Consider the following 22619-nt stretch of genomic DNA (forward strand, 5'->3'; position numbering starts at 1 on the left):
CCCGGACGGAAAACCGCTCCACACTGGAATTGCTATTTTACGGCCCCGAGCGCCAGCCCGCGGACGAGATAGCGCTGCAGCCAGATGAACAGGATCGCCACCGGCAGCGTCGCCAGCAGCGTCGCCGCCATTACATGGTGCCATTCGATCGTGTAGCGGCCGGCGACCAGCGAGAACACCTGGATCGGCAGCGTGTAACTTTCCTGGCTGCGCAGCATTGTGAGCGCAACGACGAACTCATTCCATGCGTTGATGAAGGTGAAGATGGCGGTCACCGCGATTGCCGGCAGGCAAAGCGGCAGAAACACTTTTCGCAAGGTCAGCCAGCGGCCGGCGCCCTCCATCCACGCTGCTTCCTCGAGATCGCGCGGGATGGTGTCGAAATAGCTTTGCAGCATCCACACGGTGAAGGCGACGTTGAAAGCCATGTAGATGACGCCGAGCGCCGTCGTGGATTCGATCAGACCCCAGGCCGCCATCAGCCGGAACAGGCCGAGCACCAGCACGATCGGCGAGATCATCTGCGAGATCAGCAGGAACTGGCGGAAGGCGCCATAGCCGGCAAAGCGAAACCGCGACATGGCATAGGCGGCCGGCACCGAGATCAGGATGGCGCCGACGGTGGCGATAACAGAGACATAGAGCGAATTGGCTAGCGCCTGGCCAAAGCCGGTCGCCACCCACATGTCGGCAAAATTCGACCAGTGGAATTCGCTTGGCCACCAGGTCGGCGACAGCACCTCCTGCCGCGGTTTGACCGCGGTCAAAAACATTACCGCGAAGGGGAAGATGGTCACCACGAGCAGCGGCGAAAGCAGCAGCCAGGCAATGATCGTGCGCTTCAGCTTGGGCGTCATGCGCGTTGCTCCCGCATGGCGAGGCGCACATAGATCATGGTGAAGATCAAAAGGATGGCGAACATCAGCAGCGACACTGCCGATGCTTCCCCCAGTTTGCCGATGCGGAAGGCCAGCTTGTAGAGATGGGTGACCAATATGTCGGTCGAGTTGGCCGGCCCGCCCTGCGTCATCACCCAGATGATCGGGAAGGAATTGAAGACGTAGATGGTGTTGAGCACGATGGCGATGTTGATGAACGGCTTCAGCAGCGGAAAGGTGATCTCGCGGAACTGCTGCAGCGGCGTCGCCCCCTCCAGGGCCGCCGCCTCGTAGAGGTCGTCGGGGATCGACGACAGGCCGCCGAGGAAGATGGTCGTGGTGAACGGTACCGTCACCAATATGCCGATCAGCACCTGCATCGGGAATGCCGTCTCGGCGCGCGCCAGCCACTGGATGTTTTCATGGATCAGGCCAAGCCCGATCAGCGCCGAGTTCAGCATCCCGCTTTCGCCGTTGAGCGCCCAGCGCCAGACCACTGCCGTCATCGTCAGCGACACCGCCCAGGGCAGCATGATGATGACGCGGGCAATGCCGCGGCCGTAGAAATCGGTGTTGAGGATCATCGCCACGGGGACGGACAACAGCAGCGCGCCGCCGACCACCAGCACGGTCCACAGGCCGGTGCGCCAGAGTGCCGCCAGAAAATCGGGATCGGCGAGGAAGGCGGAATAATTGGCGAAATCGTTGAAGTCCCGCAGCTGCCCAAAACGGCTGACATCATGCGTTGATATCTGGATCAGGTCCCAGACCGGCCAGAAGATGACGACTGCGGCCAGAAACAGGCTGGGCAAGGTCAATAAATAGGGCAGGTAACGATTTTGCATCGGCCGGATTCGTACCGTGTTGGACATAAGTGGCGCTGGCGCGCCAGCTCGGATCAATCTCGCATATCGGTCTAAGGCAGCGCTTCAGGGTTTGAATTTCCTGCGACGTTTGCGCTGCCCCTCACCTGCCTGCCCATCCTCCGCAACGGTTGCGGAAGGGGCCTTTCCTCTCCCCCGTCGATCGGGGGAGAGGTGTCGAGCGGAGCTCGACGGAGTGGGGTCGACGGAGTGGATGTCGACCCTTGGGGCGCAAGGCGAGGTGATGTTTGCCCCTATTGCCCTTCCTATGTCCGTCGCGGCGGTTGCCAGGTGGTTCCCCCACTCCGTCTCGGCTTCGCCGAGCCACCTCTCCCCCCTCCGGAGGGAGAGGAAAGTGTGGCGCGCCCCGATCTCTGGGCCGCGCCGGGCGCAGGGAGATACGCCCTATTTCTTAATCACGGCGTTGGCCTTGGCAGCCGCTTCCTTCAAGCCTGCCTCGGGGTCGCCGCCGAGATAGATTTTCTGCATGGCATCCGAGGTGATCTGGGCGACTTCTTCCCAGCCGGGGATGACCGGTGCAAAGCGAGCGTCGGGCAGCAGTGCGGTGAACGCGGCGAGGTCGGCATTGTTGACGTAATAGTCCATCTTGGCCTCTTCCTTGTTCACCGGCAGGAAGCCTTCCCCTTGCGTGAACTTGGCGCGCTGTTCGGTGGTGAACAGGAAGTCGAGCAGCTTCCAGGCCTCATCCTTGTTCTTGGAATTCTTGAACATGATGATGGAATCGGTGACGCCGTACGTGCCGCGCGCGCCGGTCGGTCCGGCGGGGATAGCGGCCACGCCATATTTCAGGTTCGGCGCCTCGTCCTTGATCTGGTTGGACAGGAAGGGTGCGGTGATCATCATGCCGACCTTGCCCTGCTTGAACAGGTTCTGGACGTCCTCGCGGTTGTTGGAGGTGACGCCGGGTTCCGTCAGGCCTTCGTCGATCATCGACTTGTAGAGCTTGGCGGCTTCGAGCGCGCCCGGCGTGCCGAGGCCCGACGTGCCATCCTTGTTGAGAATCTCGGTGCCTTGCGACCACATCGCATAGTAGTAATAGACGTCGGTCTCGATCTCCTTGCCCTGCAGGCCGAAGCCGAACGTGCCGGTGCCCAGCGCCTTGATCTTGCGCGCATCCTCCTGCAACTCGGTCCAGGTTGCCGGCGGGTTGGCGATTCCGGCCTTCTCGAACAATTCCTTGTTGTAGTACATGGCGCGCGCCGAAGCCGCGATCGGCAGGCCATAGGTCTTGCCCTCCATGATCGACGGCGACAGGAAGGTGTCGATGAAGCGGTCCTTGAAGTCTGGCTTGATGTAGGCGTCGAGCGGCTCGGCGACATCCTGCTGGACGAAATCGATCAGCCAGCGGGTGCCGATGATCGACAGGTCGGCATTGGTACCGGCCGTGATGTCGGTGGTCAGCTTCTGCAGCAGCACGTCCCACGGCACAACTTCGAACTTGACGGTGATACCCGGGTTGGCTGCCTCGAATTCCTTTTTCACCGCTTCGAAATACGGGCCGGTCTTGGCGCTGTATTCGGCGACGGTTACGCGCACCTCGCCGGCATCTGCCTGCGCGGCCAGGGCGAGCAGGCTCATTCCGGCCATCAGGCCGACAGTCCATTTTGCAAGCTTCATTCGATCTCTCCCATTTGACTGCGCCTGCGCTCTTGCGGCTTCCAGGCGACCAAGGCTTAATGTGACTTTCCTACATTATCCATCATTTGACCTCGTGCAAGCGGATTATCCTGTTGCTTAATTACATTTCTTAAAATAGCGTTTTCCGATTATCGTATCCCAGGGAGGCGCGCAGCGTGGTTTCAAAGGCCGAATTCGCAGGCAAGACCGTGCTGGTGACCGGCGCCGGCGGCGGGCTCGGCTCGGCTATTGTGGCGCTGCTGGCCGAACGAGGCGCGCGCGTCGTCGGCTGCGACCAGTCGCAAGACCAGCTCGGCAGTCCGCATCTGGCGTCGGGCCACGTCTTCGACCTTCTCGACCGGATCTCCACCGATGCCGCGATCACGGCGATCCTCGGGAAAGACGGCGTGCCCGACATCCTGATCAACAATGCCGGCTGGACGCGCGCCGAGACTCTTGCAGCGCTGACCCCCGACAAGATCACGCATGAGCTCGACCTCAATCTGACCGGGGTGATGCTGTTCGCCGATCCGCTGATCAAGGCAATGGCCGCGCGCGGTTCGGGCAGCGTCGTCTTCATCTCTTCCGTCAACGCCATCGCCCATTTCGGCAACCCGGCCTATGCCGCGGCCAAGGCCGGCATCAATGCCTATGCCAAAGCGATCGCTGTGGAACTCGGCCGCAGCGGGCTGCGCGCGAATGTCGTCTGCCCCGGCTCGATCCGCACTGCCGCCTGGGACCATCGCCTGGCCAAGAACCCGGATGTTCTCGGCAAGCTCAAGCGGCTCTATCCGCTCGGCCGCATCGTCGACGCCACGGAAGTGGCCGAAGCGGTGGCCTTCCTTGTTTCGGATCGCGCATCGGGGATAACCGGCGCGGTGGTGCCGGTCGACGCCGGACTGACCGCCGGCTTCCTGCCCTTCATCGACGACATACTGGGAGCGTAGCCATGACCGACGTTGAGTTCCGCGACCTGTCGAAATCCTTCGGACGCCATAAGATTCTCGAAAACATCAGCCTCGACATCAAGAGCGGCGAATTCGTCGTGCTGGTCGGCCCTTCCGGCTGCGGCAAGTCGACCTTGCTGCGCATGCTGGCCGGGCTGGAGCCGATCACCTCAGGCGACCTCTTGATCGGCGGCGTGCGCGCCAACGCTTTGCCGCCACAGCAGCGCAATGTTGCGATGGTCTTTCAGTCCTATGCGCTGTTTCCGCATCTGAAAGCGGCCGACAACATCGGCTTCGGCCCAAAGATCCGCGGCGAAAGCCGCACGGCAATCGACGACAAGGTGAAAAAGGCCTCCGGCGTCCTCAACCTGTTCTCCTATCTCGACCGCTATCCCCGGGAGCTGTCGGGCGGCCAGCGCCAGCGCGTCGCCATGGGCCGCGCCATCGTGCGCGAACCCTCGGTGTTCCTGTTCGACGAGCCGCTCAGCAATCTCGACGCGCAACTGCGCGTGCAGATGCGCACCGAGATCAAGGCGCTGCACCAGCGGCTGAAATCGACCATCGTCTATGTCACCCACGACCAGATCGAGGCCATGACCATGGCCGACCGCATCGTGGTGATGGACCGCGGCAAGATCCAGCAGGTCGGCGCACCGCTGGAGCTCTACGACCGTCCCGCCAACAAATTCGTCGCCTCCTTCATCGGCTCGCCGTCGATGAGTTTTGTCTCCGGCGCCCTGAAGACGACGCCCGAGAAAAGCTGGTTCGAATCGGCCGGCGGAGGGCGACTGGCGCTCGGCAGCAAGACGGTGCCGGCTGGCAGCACGGTCGAGGCCGGCATACGGCCCGAACACTTCGTCATCGGCGAGGCTGTCGACGCGATGGCGATCAAGGTCGATGTCGTCGAGCCGACCGGCTCGGAAACCCATGTCTATGGCGCCATCGGCGCTGACACGGTGCGCGCCGTGTTCCGCGATCGGATACAGGTCAAGCCGGGTGAGATGCTGCCGGTCTCGGTCGCGCCTGCAAACATCCATCTGTTCGACACGGCGACAGGCCTGCCGCTATGAGAGCGCCGGCATGAAAACGAAAACACCACGATGAAGACGACAACCCAGAAATGAAAACGCCGGCCGACATCATCACGCGCCTGCAGCTGATGTCGCAGGACGGCACCAAATCGGACCGCCGCCTGGCCGGCCTCGTGCTGACCGATCTCGACTTCGCCTCCAAGGCGGCAATCTCGGAAATTGCCGCGCGCGTCGGCGTCAGCGAGCCGACGGTCACCCGTTTCTGCCGCAATCTCGGCTGCGAGGGTCTGCGCGATTTCAAATTCTACCTGGCGCAGGCGATCGCCATTGGCGGCCAGTATCTGTCGCCCGAACCGCTGAACCGCGACGCGCGCGAGCAGCGCATTGCGTCGGCCATCACCGAAGCGGCAATCGCCGCCATCCAGCGCGCCAGCGAAAACCTCGACATGAAGACGCTGGTGGGCGTGGCCGCGCGCATCGTCAGTTCGGGCAATGTGCTGTGCATCGGCTCCGGCGGCATTTCCTCGATGATGGCGACCGAGATGCAGAACCGGCTGTTTCGGCTGGGCGTGCCGGTGCTGGCGCAGATCGACGGGCAATTGCAGCGCATGTATGCCGCGGTCGCCACATCGGAGACGACGCTGATCGCGTTCTCGGTGTCCGGCTATGCGCGCTCGGTGATCGACGCCGTGCAGGTGGCCCAGCAATATGGCGCCAGCACCATCGCCGTAACCCCGCCGGAATCAGCGCTCGCCAAGGCCGCCGATACCGTTATCCAGTTCCAGTCGCTGGAAGACGGCAACATCTACAAGCCGACCTCGTCGCGCTACGCGCTGCTTTCGATCGTCGACATGATCGTCACCTCCGTGGCCGAGACGCGCGGACCCAGGGTTCTCGAAAACCTGCGCCGCATCAAGCAGAGCGTGAACACGCTGAAGGTTGACGATCCGAAATTGCCGCTGGGGGATTGAGAGCGGGGCGGAAGCTGCCAATCTCGTGGGGGAGATGTCCGGCAGGACAGAGGGGGGCGCTGTTCCGCCGACAGATCAAGGGGCTGCATGCCGCAACGCTGGATCTTCGATCAGCGGCTGAGCGCCCCGATACGCTGCGCCAGCACCGCCGGATCACCCGCGACACGCACCGTCTTCAGCCGCGCCGTGCCGCCTGCAATGACCGACACGGCCGATGCCGGAACGCCCAGCGCCTTGGCCGCCAGCCGTTCCAGCGCCGCATTGGCCGCGCCATTCTCCGGCACGGCGCGCACGCGCGCCTTCAAACGGCTGCGCCCGTCGGCCGATACCTCGACGCCTTCGAGCCTGTCCACCGAACACTTCGGTGTCAGCCGGATAAACAGGTCGATGCCGTCGACGCGCAAGCGGAATGGCGCGCTCATGCCATCGTCAGGCTCACAGGACCAGCGGCGCTATCGTGGTGAGAATGAGCTGCCTGAGAAAGAACAGGAGCAGAAGCAGGATGATCGGCGAAATGTCGACGCCGCCGAGGTCGGGCATGAACCGACGGATCGGCCGCAGCGCCGGCTCGGTCAGCCGGTAGAGCATGTTGCCGATGCTGCCGACAAATTGATTGCGCGAGTTGACGACGTTGAACGCATAGAGCCAGGAAAAGATCGCCGAGGCGATGATGACCCACCAGTATAGGTCCAGCGCCATGACGATTGTTTGAATGAGGGCGAGCATGCCGGTCTCCGATTGTTGCCGACATGTAGCCATTGCGCGCGAAACCGGCAAGGGCCGGTCGCCTACAAGCACCGGGCACAAGGGAATTCGGCAAAACCCCGCCTTGACAGGAAACCGCAGCCTTCGATAAATGCGCCATCCGCTGGACGGGGCTGTAGCTCAGCTGGGAGAGCGCGTCGTTCGCAATGACGAGGTCAGGAGTTCGATCCTCCTCAGCTCCACCAGCGGAATTTCCATTTCCTTGCTCGTCCCGAAAAATATCTTGACTCTGTGCCTGCTGGAGCAACTTGGGAAAGCGCGTGGCCCTTTCGCTTTGGGAATCGCGTCACAGGCCGAGCCTGGGGGCGAGATAAGGCGCGAGCGCAAGCGAATAGGTGGCCGTCAAATGACCGGTGTCGCGCCAGACGATCATATTGCCGACGACCGCCGGGCATAGTTCCGGTCCGCACAAAGCGTCAGTCATATCGACGACGCGCACGTTTTTCTGACCCTCCGCGGCAAGCGCCAACAGGTTGTTGAGCTCGGCGTCGCTTCTTTTGGTGAAGCATTTTGCGGGCGTGGCGCTCAGGCAATCGCCGGGTTCGAATCGCATCAAGGGCGTGTTGCGGATGACGATGATCTGCGAACCTGCCTCGGTCAGTTCGCTCCAGACATTGCGCAGCCCCTCGATCATCAGGTCATCCGGAACCGATCCGGCGTTGGACTGGCTGGTGATGACGGCGAGCGGCCTGAGCTTTAAAACCTCAGCCAGCACTTTCTCCCTCCACTCGTAGCAAGATGGATACGGTTTGCCGTCCGACTTGGTAGGCGCACGCGCGAATGCGCAGGCGGATTTCGAGAAAGAAACCAGTTTGAATTTGCGGTCCCTGGCGATCTTGTTCAAGGCTGGACCCCATTGGGCAGCGTGGGAATCGCCAACGAGGACGATGGTTTTCGGGCCGGCGGGGTCGCCCAGCACGCATCCCACCGGTTTTGCGCCTTTGAGGTTCTGCTGACATCCCGCCGAGAACAACCTCGACACATCCCGCCTTAGCCTGGCCAGCGGCGGCAGGAGGTCAACATCGTCCGGAACCGCGGCGCCGGTCAGCAAGGCGGCAGGCCCGGGATAGGCCGGCGTGCCGATCAGCGTAATGTCGGTGCGTTGCGTCGTCACGAAATGCAGCAGCCCCTCCGATGCCGCCACGCATGCCAGCACCGCGATGGTGCCATATCCCAGCGGCTTCCACCACGCTCCGCCCTGGGCCTGTCGGTAGGGTTGTTCGACATAGCGATAAGACAGGTCCGACAGGACCAGGGTCACCGCAATCAGGCCGGCACCACTGGCAAAGGTCAGCGAAAAGCCCTGTCCTAGGAAGAATGTGATCAACGGCCAATGCCAGAGATAGATCGAATAGGACCTATCGCCGATGAACCGAAGCGGCCACAAATCGAGCCCACGAAACCGACCGGCTTGGACTTCGCCAGCCAGGATGATGAGCACGGTGGCCAAGGTTGGCAGCAACGCACTGAGGCCAGGGAACGGTGTCGCCGCTGAAAACAGAAGAGCGGAGGCAAGGATGCCGGCGGTGCCGGCAAGCGCCATCACCCGGCTTGCACCCGCGCCCAGGCGGAACCGGTGCTCGCCAAGCACCAGCAGGCCGCCCAACGCCAATTCCCACAGGCGTGTATGGCTGACGAAATAGGCCTGTGCCGAATCCGTTTTCGTCAGGATGACCGAGGCGGCCAGCGATGCCAGGAAAACGAGCGACAATGTCGTCGCCAAGCATCGTCGCAAGGAGAGATGCCATCGCCGCGCCAGCCAGATCACGCCGATCATGAGCACCGGCCAGACGATGTAGAACTGCTCTTCTATGGAAAGCGACCAGTAATGCTGCACCGGCGTCGGCAGATTGTCGGCGTCGAGATAGCTGACTGCCTCGTGGGCCAGACGCCAGTTCTCGACATAGAGCGCGCTGGCCAGGATCTGGTTGGCCGTTTCCTCCCAGCGCGCCTTGGAAATGAACAGCAGCGTACCGAGCAGCGTCACCAATAGCACCAGGATCGCTGCTGGCAGGAGCCGGCGGATTCGTCGCGAATAGAATTCGATCAGCGAGACGCGACCGTCGCGCAGCGCCATCTGCGCCAGCAGCCCGGTGATCAGATAGCCAGAGATGACGAAAAAGACGTCGACGCCGATATATCCGCCGGGAAGAGCATGGGGCCACAGGTGAAAGACGACCACCAGAGCGACGGCCAGTCCGCGCAACCCTTGTATTTCGGGTCGAAACCGACGGTTCTGATCGATTGTCACCGGGTATCCCCCAACAGTCTCAGCCGGCCTGGGATCAACCGGCCAGTCCGCGCCACGATCTTCATAAGGGCAGAGTGCCGTGAGGCAAGAGCCGATCGCAGCAGTTCATTCCCTTTCCGTCTCCAGTCCGCTCACCAGCGTGCCAACGAAACCCAGCAGCTCACTTTCGAGATCGGTGGACGCCAGGCCAATGAAACGGTCTTCGAGCGAGATGGCGACGATCCCATGCACGGCGGAGAACAGCGTGCGGGTCCGCGCCAGCAGCTCTGGCGTGTCCAGCGCCGGGAGCAGCTGGGCCAGCGGCTCGACCAGATGCTGGATCAGCACGGCATGTTCGGCCAGATGCCATCCGGGCACCGCCACGCCTGGCGCCATGCGATGCTCGAACAGCGCTTTCCACGCCATGCGATTGTCGCGCGCGAAAGAGAGATAGGCTTTGGCCAGAGCCCTCAGCTTGGCCCTTGGCTCGGCCGCGCCGGTCGCCTCCTGTTCCAACGCCGCCCCAAGTCTTGCCAGCGTGATCGAGTTGACGTGCAGGATGAGCTCGTCGAGGTCTGCGAAGGCGGTGTAGAGCGCGCCGAGCGCGCAGCCGGCATCGGCCGTGATGTCGCGTGCGCGCAGGCCGGCGAGCCCCGAGGCTTGAATGCGCGCGTGCGCGGCCTCGATCAGCCTGCCTTTGAGATCCTCGCGTTTGGCGTCCCGTTTTGCGGTCATTAACCTTCCCTATACGAAATTTATGAACGTCGTTCATTTTTGTCTTGAACGCCGTTCACGATGTGTTACGTTGCATTCGTGAACAACGTTCATAGAGGAGAAACGAGAATGTTGAAACAGTTTTTTGCTCTCGTCCGCGGCCGAAGCTATGAAGCCGCCGAGACGGTTGTCGACCGCAACGCGCTGGTGATCCTGCGCCAGCAGATCCGCGATTGCGCCGACGCTATCGCCGCCGCCCGCCGGGCGGTCGCCATTGCCACCGCCCAGAACGAACAGGAAGTCGTGCAGTTCAAGAAACTGGTCGTCCGCATCGACGATTTGGAGAAGCGCACGATCGCCGCGATCGAGCAGGGACAGAATGAACTGGCCCGCGAAGCCGCCGAAACCATCGCCATGCTGGAAGCCGAACGCGACGCCTCCAGCGAGGCGCAGAAGAGCTTCGGCACCGAGATCGAGCGTCTCAAGCGGATCATTCGCGTCTCCGAAATGCGCCTGCGCGAATTGCAGCGCGGCCAGCGCATCGTTGCCGCGGTCGACTCGACCCAGCGCCTGCGAGAAAGCGCGCCCGGCTCCAGCCTGTCGGCGCTCAGGGACGCCGAGGAGACGCTGCTGCGCCTGCGCACCAGGCAAAAGCAGATCGACGCCACCGCGGCCGCCATGGCCGAGATGGAACAGTCGGGCGATCCTGCCGCGGTCTCAGAGAAGCTTGCGGCCGCCGGCTGCGGCGCGCCGCTGAGAAGCAGCGCCGACGCCGTGCTCGAACGGCTCACGAAGACCATGACCAAGCCGGCCTGATTGTATCCAGCCTGAAACAGACCCACGCCCAACCAACCTAACCTTGAAACGAAAGGACCATATCGATGACCCCGAACACCTATTCCCCCAAGGACTCAAGCGCCTGGAAGACCTTCACCATGGCCAGTTTCGCCGTTGCCACCACAATGATGGCCGGCGGCATCTACTTCATGGAGGCGAGCTTCGCCGCCAAGGGGTTTTATGCGATGGCCGCCATCATGCTCGTGCACACCTCGATCACCATCACCAAGACGCTGCGCGACTCGGAAGAGGCAAGCCGCTTCATCAACCGGCTGGAAGACGCCAAGACCGAGAAGTTGCTGATGGATGTCAGCCGCACTAACGAAGTGTAACCGGGTTCCCGCTAAACAAGGCTCAACGCGCAAGACCGCTGATCAATCCAGCCAGGATTTTAATCGGTCATGCCCAATGGAAGTCGCCGCTATGGAAATCGCCCCGATCAACCGACCGACAGCTCATCTGATGACGTCCAGGCGCTTTGCGCCCTTGTTCTGGACGCAGTTCCTGTCCGCCTTCAACGATAATTTCCTCAAGAACACGCTGGTGTTCCTTATTCTGTTCACGCTGGCGGCGGACCAGGCGGCATCACTGGTCACCTTGGCGGGCGCCGTCTTCATGGCCCCTTCCTGCTCCTGTCGGCGCTCGGCGGCGAGCTCGCCGACCGCTTCGACAAGGCTCTCATAGCCAAGCGTCTAAAATTCGCCGAGATCGCCGCGGCGGGTGTCTCCGTCGTCGGCATCGCCCTGTCGTCCATTCCCGTGCTGATGACGGCGCTGTTGATGTTCGGCGTTATCTCGGCGCTGTTCGGACCGATCAAATACGGAATCCTGCCCGATCACCTCGAACGCAAGGAACTGCCCAAGGCCAACGCCTGGATCGAGTCAGCCACGTTTGCCGCGATTCTCGGCGGCACCATAGCCGGCGGCGTCGTTTCCGCCGATGGCATCGGCGTCGCGGTGTTCGGACCGATCATGATGGCGCTCGCCGTCGGTTGCTGGCTCGTCAGCCGCTACATCCCGTCCACCGGTTCGGCGGCGCCCGACCTTGTCATCGACAAGAACATCTTCCGCTCGACCTGGCGCCAGGTCGCCGAATTGCGCACCGACACGCGCATCTGGCGCGCCGGCCTGATGACGTCGTGGTTCTGGCTGATCGGCGCCATCGTGCTCTCGCTCCTGCCGGTCCTGATCAAGGATTCGCTCGGCGGCAACGAAATGGCCGTCACCGTCTACCTCGCCGTGTTCGCCGTCTCGATCGCCATCGGTTCGGCCATCGCCGCCTGGATGTCGCAGGGCCGCATCGTGCTGTTGCCGGCACCGGTCGGCACGGCGCTGCTCGCCCTGTTCGGCCTGCATCTCGCCTGGACCATCTCCGGCATGACGCCGTCGCCCCAGGCGGAAACCCTTGGCGCATTCTTCGCCGGCCCAAACACGATCCGCGTCGCCATCGACCTCGCCGGCATGGCCATTGCAGCCGCTTTCCTGGTGGTGCCGACCTTCGCCGCCGTGCAGGCCTGGTCGCCCGAAGCGCGGCGCGCCCGGGTCGTCGCCGCCGTCAGTATCGTCAATGCCGGCTTCATGACTGGCGGCGGCATCATCATGGCCCTGATCCAGACGAAGGTCTCGACCGGCGGCATCCTGTTCGGCCTCGTCGCGGCCAATGCGATTGCCGCCTGGCTGATGCTGAAATATTTGCCGACGAACCCCTTCCGTGACTTCGTCTCCATCCTGTTCCGCGCTTTCCTGCGCCTCGAAGTCGAGGGCATGGAAAACCTCAAGGCGGCCGGCAAGGCGCCGATCCTGGCGCTCAACCATGTCAGCTTCCTCGACGGTCCGCTCGCCTTGACGCTGACCGATGAGGAACCGGTCTTCGCCATCGACTACACCATTGCCCAGGCCTGGTGGATGAAGCCGTTCATGAAACTTGCCCGCGCTTTGCCGCTCAACCCGGCCAAGCCGATGTCGACCCGCACGCTGATCAAGATCGTGCAGGGCGGCGACCCGCTGGTGATCTTCCCGGAGGGACGCATCACCGTGACCGGCGGCCTGATGAAGGTCTATGACGGCGCCGCCATGGTTGCCGACAAGACCGGCTCGATGGTTGTGCCGGTGCGCATCAACGGGCTGGAGAAGACCTACTTCTCGCGGCTGAGCTCGCAGCATGTGCGCCGCCGCCTGTTCCCGAAGGTCAAGGTGACCATTCTGGAACCGGTCAAGCTCGAGGTGCCGCAAGAGCTGAAGGGCCGCAAGCGCCGCGCCGCGGCGGGTTCCGCGCTCTACCAGGTGATGTCGGATCTCGTTTTCCGCACCCAGGACATCGACAAGACCGTACTTGAAAAGATCATCGAGACGGCGAACGAACGCGGCATGAAACAGCTCGCAGTTCAGGATCCGGCCACCGGTTCTCTCAGCTACAGCAAGCTGCTCACGGCTGCCGCCGTGCTTGGTGAGAAGTTCCAGAACCTTTATGCCGACCAGCAGACGCTGGGCATCATGCTGCCCAACGCCAACGGCTCTTGCGCGACACTGCTCGGCGTCATGTCCGCCGGCAAGGTTCCGGCGATGATGAACTTCACCGCAGGTGCTGCCAATATTCTGTCCGCTTGCAAGGCCGCCGAAGTCCGCACCGTGCTGACGTCCCGCGCGTTCGTCGAACAGGCAAAGCTCGGCGCTGTAGTCGAGGAACTCGGTCGCTCGGTCGACATCGTGTGGCTCGACGATCTCAGAAAGACCATCAGTCTCAAGGATAAGCTGCTCGGCTTGCTGCGCAAGTCGACGCCGCGCGCGAAACGCAAGCCCGGCGATGCGGCGGTGATCCTGTTCACCTCGGGTTCGGAAGGTACGCCGAAGGGCGTCGTTCTGACGCACCGCAACATCCTGGCCAACGCCGCCCAGGCGGCGTCGCGTATCGACTTCCATTCGGGCGACAAGGTGTTCAACGTGCTGCCGATCTTCCACTCCTTCGGCATGACCGCGGGCACGGTGCTGCCGTTGATCTCCGGCGTGCCGGTCTATTTCTACCCCTCGCCGCTGCACTACCGCCTCGTGCCGGAACTGATCTACGGCTCGAACGCGACGATCATCTTCGGCACCGACACCTTCCTCTCCGGCTACGCGCGCACCGCGCACCCCTACGACTTCCGCTCGATACGCTACTGTTTTGCCGGCGCGGAACCGGTCAAGACAGCGACGCGCATGACGTATATGGAGAAGTTCGGCCTACGCATCCTCGAGGGCTACGGCGTCACCGAGACGGCGCCGGTGATCTCCATCAACACGCCGATGTACAATCGCTCTGGAACCGTCGGCAAGATCATGCCCGGCATGGAATACCGCCTCGATCCGGTCCCCGGCGTCGACGAAGGCGGCCGGCTGTTCGTGCGCGGCCCCAATGTCATGGCCGGTTATCTCCGGGCCGAGAAGCCCGGCGTGCTCGAACCGCTCGAGGACGGCTGGCATGATACGGGCGACGTCGTCGCTATCGACGAAGGCGGCTTCATCACCATTCGCGGCCGCGCCAAGCGCTTCGCCAAGATCGGCGGCGAGATGATCTCGCTCGCCGCTGTCGAAGCGCTGGCCGGCGAATTGTGGAAGGGCTCGCTGTCGGCGGTCGCCACAGTGCCCGACGCGCGCAAGGGCGAAAAGCTGATCCTCATCACCGAGGCATCTGGCGCCACACGAGCGGAATTCCTCGCCTACGCCAAGGCCAACGGCGCCATGGACCTGATGGTCCCGGCCGAAGTGCGGGTGGTCTCAAAGGTACCGGTCCTTGGCTCCGGCAAGCTCGACTTCGCCGCCGTGACAAAAATGGTGCGCGACGAAGAGGCCTTGAAGACCAAGGCCGCCTGACCCGGCTACGGCAACGGGCCGACGCAAGAGCCGGCCCGTTCAGTATGATCAACCCTTCGCATGCCGCTGCGAGATCAGCATCGCCATGCGCTGGACTGCCCGCAGCTCCATTTCCACGCCCGGCGACGATGCCAGCGCCGGCATGTTGAGCGCCACCACGGTCAACGGCTCGAGCGTCGCCAGCAGCACATGGGTCGCCTCAAATTTCTCGAACAGCCATGCCAGCTGCTCGCGTGTATCCTGGTCGACTGGCGCCCCCGGCTGCGTATCGGCGAGCGAGCGCACGGGCTCCTGCTCCAGTGCACGGGCCAGCACCTTCAGGTCGAAATCACCGAGGTCGGCTGCCGGCAGGATCAGCGCACCGTCGACAAGAATATGGCTCTGCAGGCCGCGCAGGAAGCGCGCCGAATCGGTGAGGTCGCCCTCGGCCATATGCTTCAGCAACGAGTCGCGGCGCTTCTCCGCGGTGAGGCTGACGCTGTCATTGTAGATGACTGCCAGCAGCGTCGCCGACAGCACGATCACCACGCCCTGCACACTGCCGCGCCAGCCGAGATCGTCGATGCCGCCCAGCGCCAGCCCGGCGAAAACCGAGCTCAGCGTAATCACGGTAAAGGCGCCGATCGTGTCGCGATGGCCGAGGCTGGCGCGTCCAAGGCCGATCGTCAGCCAGCACAGGAACAGGATGGCGATGCCGCCAAGCCGAACCGGCACTTCGAACAGGCCGGGCCGGTAGTCGGTGACCATGAACGGAATGATCAACAGCAGCGACAGCGCCATGCGCTCGACCGTGCGGTTTTCGGCCGCCGACAGGCTGTCGCGATCGCGCGTCATCACCAGCCAGCCGATGGCGAGAAAACCTCCGAACTGGAAGGCAAGTAGTACCGCCATCCGCCATGGCTCGGCAAAGCGTTCCGGGATCGGCGCCAGCAGTAGAAACAGCAGGGCGCCGCCGGCGGCAAAGAACTTTAGCGCAAACGGCGCGTGCCGGCGTAGCAGGCCTTCGGTCAGCAGCAGTGCGGCCAGCGGCAGCAGGCCCGCCGCCGCGATGGTGACGAAGCGGAAGAGTGCGAGGCCGGTAGTCCAGTCGAGGATGCGGCAGGCGAGCAGAACCGTCAGCACCCGCAAACCGAACAGAAAACGCCGCGACAGCGGATCGCCGGTGTCGCGCCCGCCGACGACCGATATCACGATCAGCAGCCCGAACAGCGCCGCCAGCGAGGTGATGGTGTCGGCCACGAGCGTGTCGTCGAGGTTCATCGGTCAGCGCCCATCAGCTCACACCCAGGCATCATCACGGATGAAGCCATCAGCGTGTCCATGGTCTCAGCACATTCCATTGGCGGCTGCTATCCGCCCAGTGTACCACCGGCAAAACCAGCCGCTGCAGCGTGGCCGCCGCACCTGCTACCGCAAGGGCGGCAAGCGAGCCGCGCGGAACCGCGTCGGCGAGATAGGTGCGCGCCGACTGAAAGCTCATCTGGCCGATCTGCAGCACATCATCGCCGCGCGTGTAGTCGAGTTCCTTGCGGCAGAACTCGTTAAAGGTCTCGACGCGGTGCTTGGCCGCCCCGTCGAAGGTCTTCTTCAGATCGTCCGAGCCGCCCGTATAGGCGTTGGTGATGACGAAGCGCTCTTCGTCGAAACCAGCTTCGGGGCCGACACCGAAGACATGGCGATGGCGCGCCATGATCTGCCGCGCCAGAAGCACATGGGTAAGCGAGCGGCGCGCGCCGGCATGCGGTCCTGGGAACACATTGCTGAACGCCTCCGCGACCATGCCGACGACAGCGGGTACCTGGGTGACATTGGAAATCCAGATCGGCCGCAGTTGATTGCGCAAAAACATCAGGAAGCAGGTCAGGCCGTAAAGGATCCAGCTCAGCCCGCGGCTGCGCTCGTCGGGATCGATCATGACCAGACCGAGGTGCAAGACTTCATAGGGCTTGCCGGCGAGCGATATCTCCATCAGCGCCAGCGCGTTGAAGGCGATCGGCTGCCGGTCGCTGCGCCGGTAGACAATGGTGATGATGGAATGTTCCAGCCGGCTGCGGTCGCCGGAAAACACGCCATAGGTCAGGCTGCCGAACTTCAGTGTCTTGGACGCTACCAGCCGCAGATCGCTGCTCAGCTGCTCCAGTTCGGCAGCCTTCATCCAGCGCCCGGGCCGCTCCACGACGCGCGTCTCGTAGTCGGCGGATACGCGCATGCGCACATCCATGAACCGACCCGGCAGCAGCTGCAGAACCGCCTTGAGCACTATTTTTCCCCTTGGCAAGAACTCCGACCGTATAGTGGCCGCCGTCCACCTAAGACGCGGTAAACCCGAGACGGCAGTTCTTGGTTGTACTCAACAAAGTAAAAGAACAGCTGCCAGCCAGTGCGGGCTCAGCTTTCCGCAGCAACCAGATGGCCGCCGCCGACATCGTTCAGCGCCAGCTTCAGCGGCGCCTCCCCGATCCTGCGGGTGGCGCTCGGGATTTCCTGGTCGAGGCGCGCGAAGCGCGTTCTGCGCTGCGCCGGATCGGGCACCGGCACGGCGTCGATCAGCCGCCTGGTGTAGGGATGGCGCGGGTTGGAAAACACCTGGTCGCGCGTGCCCATCTCGACGATCTGGCCGAGATACATGACGGCAACGCGGTCGGAAATGTTCTCGACCACCGCCATGTCGTGCGAGATGAAGAGATAGGCGACGCCGAATTCGCGCTGCAATTCCTTCAGCAAATCGAGCACACGCGCCTGCACCGAGACGTCGAGCGCGGAGACGCTTTCGTCAGCGATGATCAGTTTTGGTCGTAGCGCCAGCGCTCGGGCGATGCAGACGCGCTGGCGCTGGCCACCGGAGAATTCGTGCGGGTAAAGCTCCATCTGTTCGGCCGACAGGCCGACACGCTCGAACAGCGCCGCCACCCGTTCCCGGCGCTCGTCCTTCGAAGCGATGCCATGGATCACCAGCGGCTCGGCAACGAGGTCGCCGACGCGCATGCGCGGATCGAGCGAGGCGAAGGGATCCTGGAAAATCATCTGGACGTCACGGCGCACCGCCTTGCGTTCGTCGCGGCCAAGACCGGAGAGATTGCGCCCGCCAATGACGATGTCGCCGCTATACGGCGCCAGTCCGGCCAGCGCCTTGGCGGTGGTCGACTTGCCGCAGCCGGATTCGCCGACCAGAGCGAGCGTTTCGTTGGGCGCGATCGAGAAGCTGACGCCCTCGACGGCGTGGACGCGGCGGGTGACCTGGCCAAAGATGCCGCCACGCAGATCGAAGCGGACATGCAGGTCGTTGACCTCGGCGACATTGGCCGGCTCCAAGACGTCAATCGCATCCCTGGATTTCTGTCGACCGACACCACTGCCGATGCGCGGCACGGCAGCCAGCAGTTCGCGCGTATAGTCGGCCTGCGGGCGGGCAAAAATATCCGATGTCGTGCCTTCTTCGACCATGCGGCCGTCGCGCATGACGATGACCCGGTCGGCCATTTCGGCAACCACGCCCATATCGTGGGTGATCAGGATGACGCTGGTGCCATGCTGGCGCTGCAGGTCGCGCAACAGCTCCAGCACTTCGCCTTGCACGGTGACGTCGAGCGCCGTCGTCGGCTCATCGGCGATCAGCACGTCGGGCTCGAGCGCCAGCGCCATGGCGATCATCACCCGCTGGCGCATGCCGCCGGAGAGTTCGTGCGGAAACTGCTTTAGCCGGCTTTCCGCCTCCGAAATGCGCACCGCCTTCAACGCCTCGATCGCGCGCTGGCGGGCTTGCGCCGACGACAGGCTGGTATGCGCTTCGATGGATTCGGTCAGTTGCCGGCCGATCGACAGCACCGGATTGAGCGAGGTCATCGGCTCCTGGAAGATCATGGCGATGCGGTCGCCGCGAATGCGCCGCATCTGGCGTTCGTCGAGGGTTGCTAGGTCGGTGTCGCCCCGATTCCCATCCCGAAGACGGATCATGCCTGACGATATGCGCGCCGCCGGCTGCGGCAAAAGCTGCATGATCGCCAGCGCGGTCATCGACTTGCCGGAGCCGGATTCGCCGGCAATGCAGAGCGTCTCGCCGCGCGCCAGCGTCAGCGACAGGTTGGAGACGACATCGCGCTCGCCGTCCTCGCCGCGCACGCTGACGGAGAGGTTGGCGATGGAGAGGACGGGGGTGTCGGCGAGGGTCATTGTGGGTGGAGCCCTGCGACGGATTGGTTCCGTCGCACCATTCGCACAAACCTTGGCGCTGACCCCCACCCGGACGTCCGGTCCGACCTCCCCACAAGGGGGAGGTAGGGCGGCAGCGCTTTACCCTCCCCCTTATGGGGAGGGTCGCTGCGAAGCAGCGGGGTGGGGGTGCAGCGCCGACCTGACATCATTCAAACACGCAACGCGGAAAATAGAACGACACCACCCAGTTCGGCATGTCGACGATCTCGCTGATGCGCAGATCACCACACACCGAGGCCAGCATATAGGCCTCGACCGGATCGATCTGGTAACGCCCAGCGAGCAGATCGACCATCTGCGCCACCGCCTCCTTCGCGCCCGCCATCAGATCCGGCCCAATCCCCGTCGTCACCTCGTAACCCTTGGCATCGAGATGGCGCGTCACCGGGCCCGGCGTGGTGAAGCGCGGCGTCTTCAGCCTGGCGTCCTTGACAAGGTCGAGCTTGAGCACGACGTCCATCGGGCTCTCGATCGCCGTGCCGCAGACCTCGCCATCGCCTTGTGCGGCGTGCGTATCGCCGACCGAGAACAGCGCGCCGGCCACCTCAACCGGCAGATAGAGCGTCGTGCCGGCAGCGAGATCGCGGATGTCGAGATTGCCGCCGACCCGCCGTGGCGGCACCACCGAGTGAAGCCCCATCTCAGCCGGCGCATTGCCGATGGTGCCGGCGAACGGCTTCAGTGGCACGCGCGCGTTTTTCCCGAACAGCGCCGGTTCGAGCGCGGCTGCATCGTATTTCCAGATGTTCAGCGCCGGTTCCGTGAAGTCATCGGCGAGCAGGCCGAAACCGGGAATGTTCGCCGTCCAACCGAAGCCGGACGGTTTGAACATCTCGATCGTCACCTTGAGCGCGTCACCCGGCTCGGCGCCCTCGACGAAGATCGGCCCGGTCACCGGGTTGACCCCGGCGAAGTCGAGCTTGACGATTTCGGCGACCGTGCTGTCGGCGTTCAGCTGGCCGCCAGCGGCATCGAGGCACTGGAACTCGATGGTCGCGCCGGGCGCCACCCGCTCGGCCGGGACAAAGGAATTGTCCCAGCCGAAATGGTGGTGGCGCCCATGGATGGTGTAGTCGCAGTTATTGCACATCTTTTACGTACACATTGTCGTAGTTGATCGGGATATGGACCGGGTCGACATAGAGGTTGTCGGCGCCGCCCATGCGCGCGGATTTCATGGTGAAGCGCTGTTCGTTGAAGACCGGCGCCCAGGGCGCGTCTTCCATCACCTTGTCGTAGATGGCGCTCCACATCTTGTCGCGTTCGCCGGCCTTTGCCGGGTCGACCACCGAATCCGCCTCGGCCGCCTTGGCGTCGAGATCCTTGTTGCAATACCACGACCAGTTCCAGCCGCCGGGCACCGCGCCGGCGCAGCCGAGGATCGGGCCGTAGAAATTCGACGGATCGGGGAAGTCGGCGATCCAGGCCATGCCGCCCGACCAGATCATCGGCGCGCCGGCCTTGTCACCGCCGGCGGCGATGACATTGGCCTGCGCCAGCGACTGGATGCTGGCCTTGATGCCGATCGCCGCCAGGTCCTGCTGGATCGCTTGGGCAATGCGCGGGTTGGGATCGGTGTTCATGGCGAACAGCTGCGTGTCGAAACCATCGGCATGACCGGCCTCGGCCAGCAGCGCCTTGGCTTTGGCTACGTCATAGGGATAACCCTTGTAGTCCTTGTCGTAGCCCGGCATCGACGGCGGCAGCGGCTGGTTGGCCGGCACGGCGCGGCCGTTGATGATCTGGATGATGCGCGCCTTGTTGAGCGCCATGTTGACGGCCTGACGCACCTTAACATTGTCGAACGGCGCCATGGTGGTGTTCATGGTGACGTAGCCGGTGTGCAGCTGACCGCCTTCGACGACACGCGCCTTCTGCTCGGGATCGGCCATCACCTCCTGGAACTTGGCCGGCGGAATGCCGTCGCCGGGAACATCGATCTCGCCCTTCTGCAAGCGCAGCAGCGCCACGATCGGCTCCTGGCCGATCTCGAAGGTGATCTTGTCGAGATGCGGCAGGCCCTTGTGCCAATAGTCCGCATTGCGCTCGAAGACGATGCGCTGTCCCAGCGTCCACTCGGCGAGCTTGAAGGCGCCGGTGCCGACCGGATGCTTGCCGAAATCGGCGCCATATTTCTCGACCTCTTCCTTCGGCACGACATGGGCGAAATTGATGGCCATGACATGCAGGAAGGTGGCGTCGGGCCGGGTCAGTTCGAACTTGACCGTGTAGGGGTCGACGACGGTGACACCGGACAGGCCTTCGGCCTTGCCGGCGGCGACATCGTCATAGCCCTTGATCGAGCCGAAGAAGCCGGCGCCGGGGCTCTGCGTCTTCGGATTGGTGACGCGGTCGAGCGAATATTTCACGTCGTCGGCCGTCATCTCGCGGCCATTGTGGAATTTCACGCCATGGCGCAGCTTGAAGGTGAAGGTCTGGCCGTCGGGCGAAATCTCGTAGCTTTCTGCCAGATCGGGCTTCAAATTGGTGGTGCCCGGCTCGTAATCCATCAGCCCATCGAACAGGCTCTTGATCATCGACCAGTTCTGCCAGTCATAGCCGATCGCCGGATCGAGGGTCGCAACATCGTCCTTGTAGGTGATGGTGATGGCGCCGCCTTGCTTGGCGTTGGGATCGACCGTGTCTTCGGCGCGGACGCTTGTCATGCCGAGCATGAGGGCCAAGGCCGATGCCGCGACTGTGGATGCGAGAAACTTTTTCATTGTTGTGTTCCCTTTCTCTGTTTCATTTTCATCTGAGCTTGATGCGGGGATCGATGAACGGCGCGATGATGTCGGCGAGCAGATTGCCGAGCACGATGGCGAAGGCCGAGACCAGCGTGACGCCCATGATGATCGGAATGTCGACGCGCTGGATCGCCTGCCACGCCAGCTGACCGATACCCGGCCAGCCGAACACGCTTTCGACGACGACGATGCCGCCCATGAAGATGCCGATGTCGATGCCGATCATGGCGATGACCGGCAGGATGGCATTCGGCAGTGCGTGGCGGAATATGATGGCGCTGCGCGCCAGGCCCTTGGCCCGCGCCGTGCGGACATAATCCTGGCGCAGGACGTCAATCATCGACGAGCGCATCATGCGCGCGTACCAGCCGGCGCCGAGTATGCCCATGGTCAGCGACGGCAGCACCAGATGGCGCCATGTGCCGTAGCCGCCGATCGGAAACCAGCTTAGCCGCACGGCAAAGACGTAGAGCAGCAACAAGCCGACGACGAATTGCGGCGCCGAGACGCCGACGAAGGAGGCCACCATCAGGGTCTGGTCGGTGGCGGAGCCGCGCTTGACGGCGGCGATCAGCCCCATCGAGAGCCCGATCAGCAATTCGCAAAGGATGGCGCCGACCATCAAAAGCAGGCTGGCCGGCAGCCGCGAGACGATGAGTTCGGTGACCTCCGAGCGCTGGATGTAGGAGCGGCCGAGATCGCCGCTGAGTAGCTTCGTCAGATAGTGCCAGTACTGGACCACGAAAGGCTGGTCGAGGCCGAGTTGCTGGCGGATGTTTTCCACCGTCTGCGGCGTGGCACTGCGGCCGGCGATCTGCCGCACCGGGTCGGCCGGCAAGAGGTAGAGCAGCGCAAAAGTGATCAGCGAGACGCCAAGCAGGATGAGCAGCGACTGGATCAGCCGGCGGCCGAGATAGGCGATCATGACCGGCCCCCCA

18 protein-coding genes, 1 tRNA gene and 1 pseudogene are annotated in these 22619 nt (G+C 63.3%); 7 read left to right on the forward strand and 13 right to left on the reverse strand.

Annotated elements, in window-relative coordinates; all coding sequences use genetic code 11:
• Window positions 1-32 precede the first annotated feature (32 nt).
• The 3 genes from NLY44_RS21080 to NLY44_RS21090 all read right to left on the reverse strand — a co-directional run bounded on the left by NLY44_RS21080 (window position 33) and on the right by NLY44_RS21090 (window position 3379).
• A complete protein-coding gene (locus NLY44_RS21080; RefSeq protein ID WP_023668609.1) occupies window positions 33-857 on the reverse strand; it encodes a carbohydrate ABC transporter permease in 825 nt (274 codons plus the stop codon).
• Window positions 854-1723, reverse strand: a complete 870-nt coding sequence (locus NLY44_RS21085; RefSeq protein WP_023726098.1) for a carbohydrate ABC transporter permease — start codon at window positions 1721-1723, stop codon at window positions 854-856. The genes NLY44_RS21080 and NLY44_RS21085 overlap by 4 nt, the downstream gene beginning before the upstream one ends.
• A gap of 423 nt (window positions 1724-2146) precedes the next feature.
• Window positions 2147-3379: an ABC transporter substrate-binding protein gene (locus NLY44_RS21090; RefSeq protein WP_023668607.1), complete on the reverse strand. Its 1233-nt coding sequence runs from the start codon at window positions 3377-3379 to the stop codon at window positions 2147-2149.
• A 176-nt stretch (window positions 3380-3555) separates the two neighbouring features.
• Here NLY44_RS21090 and NLY44_RS21095 point away from each other — a divergent pair, with 176 nt between their 5' ends.
• From NLY44_RS21095 to NLY44_RS21105, 3 genes are read left to right on the forward strand one after another with little or no spacing between them, the layout of a single operon-like run.
• The gene (locus NLY44_RS21095) at window positions 3556-4326 is read left to right on the forward strand and encodes an SDR family oxidoreductase (RefSeq protein WP_023668606.1); all 771 of its coding nucleotides are present in this window, start codon (window positions 3556-3558) and stop codon (window positions 4324-4326) included.
• A 2-nt stretch (window positions 4327-4328) separates the two neighbouring features.
• Window positions 4329-5396 carry an ABC transporter ATP-binding protein gene (locus NLY44_RS21100; protein WP_023668605.1) on the forward strand — a complete coding sequence of 356 codons (1068 nt, stop codon included), beginning with the start codon at window positions 4329-4331 and terminating at the stop codon, window positions 5394-5396.
• Between the two features lie 50 nt (window positions 5397-5446).
• Window positions 5447-6328 carry a MurR/RpiR family transcriptional regulator gene (locus NLY44_RS21105; protein WP_023668604.1) on the forward strand — a complete coding sequence of 294 codons (882 nt, stop codon included), beginning with the start codon at window positions 5447-5449 and terminating at the stop codon, window positions 6326-6328.
• A gap of 110 nt (window positions 6329-6438) precedes the next feature.
• On the opposite strand, the gene NLY44_RS21110 is transcribed toward NLY44_RS21105, so the two are convergent.
• Entirely contained in the window at window positions 6439-6750 is a 312-nt protein-coding gene (locus tag NLY44_RS21110; protein WP_023715892.1) for a DUF167 family protein, read from the reverse strand.
• Between the two features lie 13 nt (window positions 6751-6763).
• The gene (locus tag NLY44_RS21115) at window positions 6764-7054 is read right to left on the reverse strand and encodes a YggT family protein (protein ID WP_023668602.1); all 291 of its coding nucleotides are present in this window, start codon (window positions 7052-7054) and stop codon (window positions 6764-6766) included.
• 148 nt (window positions 7055-7202) lie between these two features.
• Here NLY44_RS21115 and NLY44_RS21120 point away from each other — a divergent pair.
• Window positions 7203-7278: transfer RNA gene (locus tag NLY44_RS21120), tRNA-Ala, on the forward strand.
• Between the two features lie 101 nt (window positions 7279-7379).
• Here the strand turns inward: NLY44_RS21120 and NLY44_RS21125 are convergent.
• Both NLY44_RS21125 and NLY44_RS21130 read right to left on the reverse strand, forming a co-directional pair.
• Complete coding sequence (locus NLY44_RS21125; protein ID WP_032905199.1) at window positions 7380-9344, reverse strand: acyltransferase family protein; 1965 nt, start codon at window positions 9342-9344, stop codon at window positions 7380-7382.
• A gap of 105 nt (window positions 9345-9449) precedes the next feature.
• Window positions 9450-10058: a TetR/AcrR family transcriptional regulator gene (locus tag NLY44_RS21130; protein WP_023806404.1), complete on the reverse strand. Its 609-nt coding sequence runs from the start codon at window positions 10056-10058 to the stop codon at window positions 9450-9452.
• 108 nt (window positions 10059-10166) lie between these two features.
• Between NLY44_RS21130 and NLY44_RS21135 the strand changes: the two genes are divergently transcribed.
• The 3 genes and pseudogenes from NLY44_RS21135 (at window position 10167) to NLY44_RS21145 (ending at window position 14722) form a co-directional block, all read left to right on the forward strand.
• Window positions 10167-10853 carry a PspA/IM30 family protein gene (locus tag NLY44_RS21135; RefSeq protein WP_023806405.1) on the forward strand — a complete coding sequence of 229 codons (687 nt, stop codon included), beginning with the start codon at window positions 10167-10169 and terminating at the stop codon, window positions 10851-10853.
• 65 nt (window positions 10854-10918) lie between these two features.
• Entirely contained in the window at window positions 10919-11206 is a 288-nt protein-coding gene (locus tag NLY44_RS21140; RefSeq protein WP_023806406.1) for a YiaA/YiaB family inner membrane protein, read from the forward strand.
• Window positions 11207-11336: 130 nt separating this feature from the next.
• Window positions 11337-14722 (forward strand): annotated as a pseudogene (locus tag NLY44_RS21145) (acyl-[ACP]--phospholipid O-acyltransferase).
• A gap of 48 nt (window positions 14723-14770) precedes the next feature.
• Here NLY44_RS21145 and NLY44_RS21150 read toward each other — a convergent pair.
• From NLY44_RS21150 to NLY44_RS21175, 6 genes are all read right to left on the reverse strand, one after another.
• Entirely contained in the window at window positions 14771-15982 is a 1212-nt protein-coding gene (locus NLY44_RS21150; RefSeq protein WP_023688828.1) for a hypothetical protein, read from the reverse strand.
• Window positions 15983-16031: 49 nt separating this feature from the next.
• Window positions 16032-16982 carry a hypothetical protein gene (locus NLY44_RS21155; protein ID WP_031202804.1) on the reverse strand — a complete coding sequence of 317 codons (951 nt, stop codon included), beginning with the start codon at window positions 16980-16982 and terminating at the stop codon, window positions 16032-16034.
• Window positions 16983-17110: 128 nt separating this feature from the next.
• Entirely contained in the window at window positions 17111-18892 is a 1782-nt protein-coding gene (locus NLY44_RS21160; RefSeq protein WP_023688826.1) for an ABC transporter ATP-binding protein, read from the reverse strand.
• Between the two features lie 187 nt (window positions 18893-19079).
• Complete coding sequence (locus NLY44_RS21165; RefSeq protein WP_023806408.1) at window positions 19080-20024, reverse strand: acetamidase/formamidase family protein; 945 nt, start codon at window positions 20022-20024, stop codon at window positions 19080-19082.
• Window positions 20014-21609, reverse strand: coding sequence for an ABC transporter substrate-binding protein (locus tag NLY44_RS21170; RefSeq protein ID WP_460221783.1), 1596 nt, complete (start codon window positions 21607-21609; stop codon window positions 20014-20016). The genes NLY44_RS21165 and NLY44_RS21170 overlap by 11 nt, the downstream gene beginning before the upstream one ends.
• A 76-nt stretch (window positions 21610-21685) precedes the next feature.
• Complete coding sequence (locus NLY44_RS21175; protein ID WP_023693234.1) at window positions 21686-22606, reverse strand: ABC transporter permease; 921 nt, start codon at window positions 22604-22606, stop codon at window positions 21686-21688.
• Window positions 22607-22619: the final 13 nt, after the last annotated feature.

Source organism: Mesorhizobium sp. C089B (assembly GCF_030323125.1).
Classification (GTDB): Bacteria; Pseudomonadota; Alphaproteobacteria; order Rhizobiales; family Rhizobiaceae; genus Mesorhizobium.

Excerpts from the sequence above, each read along its gene's own strand:
- NLY44_RS21080 (WP_023668609.1), bottom strand. The coding sequence starts at position 857 with ATGACGCCCAAGCTGAAGCGCACGATCATTGCCTGGCTGCTGCTTTCG.
- NLY44_RS21085 (WP_023726098.1), bottom strand. The coding sequence starts at position 1,723 with ATGCAAAATCGTTACCTGCCCTATTTATTGACCTTGCCCAGCCTGTTT.
- NLY44_RS21090 (WP_023668607.1), bottom strand. The coding sequence starts at position 3,379 with ATGAAGCTTGCAAAATGGACTGTCGGCCTGATGGCCGGAATGAGCCTG.
- NLY44_RS21100 (WP_023668605.1), top strand. The coding sequence starts at position 4,329 with ATGACCGACGTTGAGTTCCGCGACCTGTCGAAATCCTTCGGACGCCAT.
- NLY44_RS21105 (WP_023668604.1), top strand. The coding sequence starts at position 5,447 with ATGAAAACGCCGGCCGACATCATCACGCGCCTGCAGCTGATGTCGCAG.
- NLY44_RS21110 (WP_023715892.1), bottom strand. The coding sequence starts at position 6,750 with ATGAGCGCGCCATTCCGCTTGCGCGTCGACGGCATCGACCTGTTTATC.
- NLY44_RS21115 (WP_023668602.1), bottom strand. The coding sequence starts at position 7,054 with ATGCTCGCCCTCATTCAAACAATCGTCATGGCGCTGGACCTATACTGG.
- NLY44_RS21130 (WP_023806404.1), bottom strand. The coding sequence starts at position 10,058 with ATGACCGCAAAACGGGACGCCAAACGCGAGGATCTCAAAGGCAGGCTG.
- NLY44_RS21135 (WP_023806405.1), top strand. The coding sequence starts at position 10,167 with ATGTTGAAACAGTTTTTTGCTCTCGTCCGCGGCCGAAGCTATGAAGCC.
- NLY44_RS21140 (WP_023806406.1), top strand. The coding sequence starts at position 10,919 with ATGACCCCGAACACCTATTCCCCCAAGGACTCAAGCGCCTGGAAGACC.
- NLY44_RS21150 (WP_023688828.1), bottom strand. The coding sequence starts at position 15,982 with ATGAACCTCGACGACACGCTCGTGGCCGACACCATCACCTCGCTGGCG.
- NLY44_RS21160 (WP_023688826.1), bottom strand. The coding sequence starts at position 18,892 with ATGACCCTCGCCGACACCCCCGTCCTCTCCATCGCCAACCTCTCCGTC.
- NLY44_RS21165 (WP_023806408.1), bottom strand. The coding sequence starts at position 20,024 with ATGTGCAATAACTGCGACTACACCATCCATGGGCGCCACCACCATTTC.
- NLY44_RS21170 (WP_460221783.1), bottom strand. The coding sequence starts at position 21,609 with ATGCTCGGCATGACAAGCGTCCGCGCCGAAGACACGGTCGATCCCAAC.
- NLY44_RS21175 (WP_023693234.1), bottom strand. The coding sequence starts at position 22,606 with ATGATCGCCTATCTCGGCCGCCGGCTGATCCAGTCGCTGCTCATCCTG.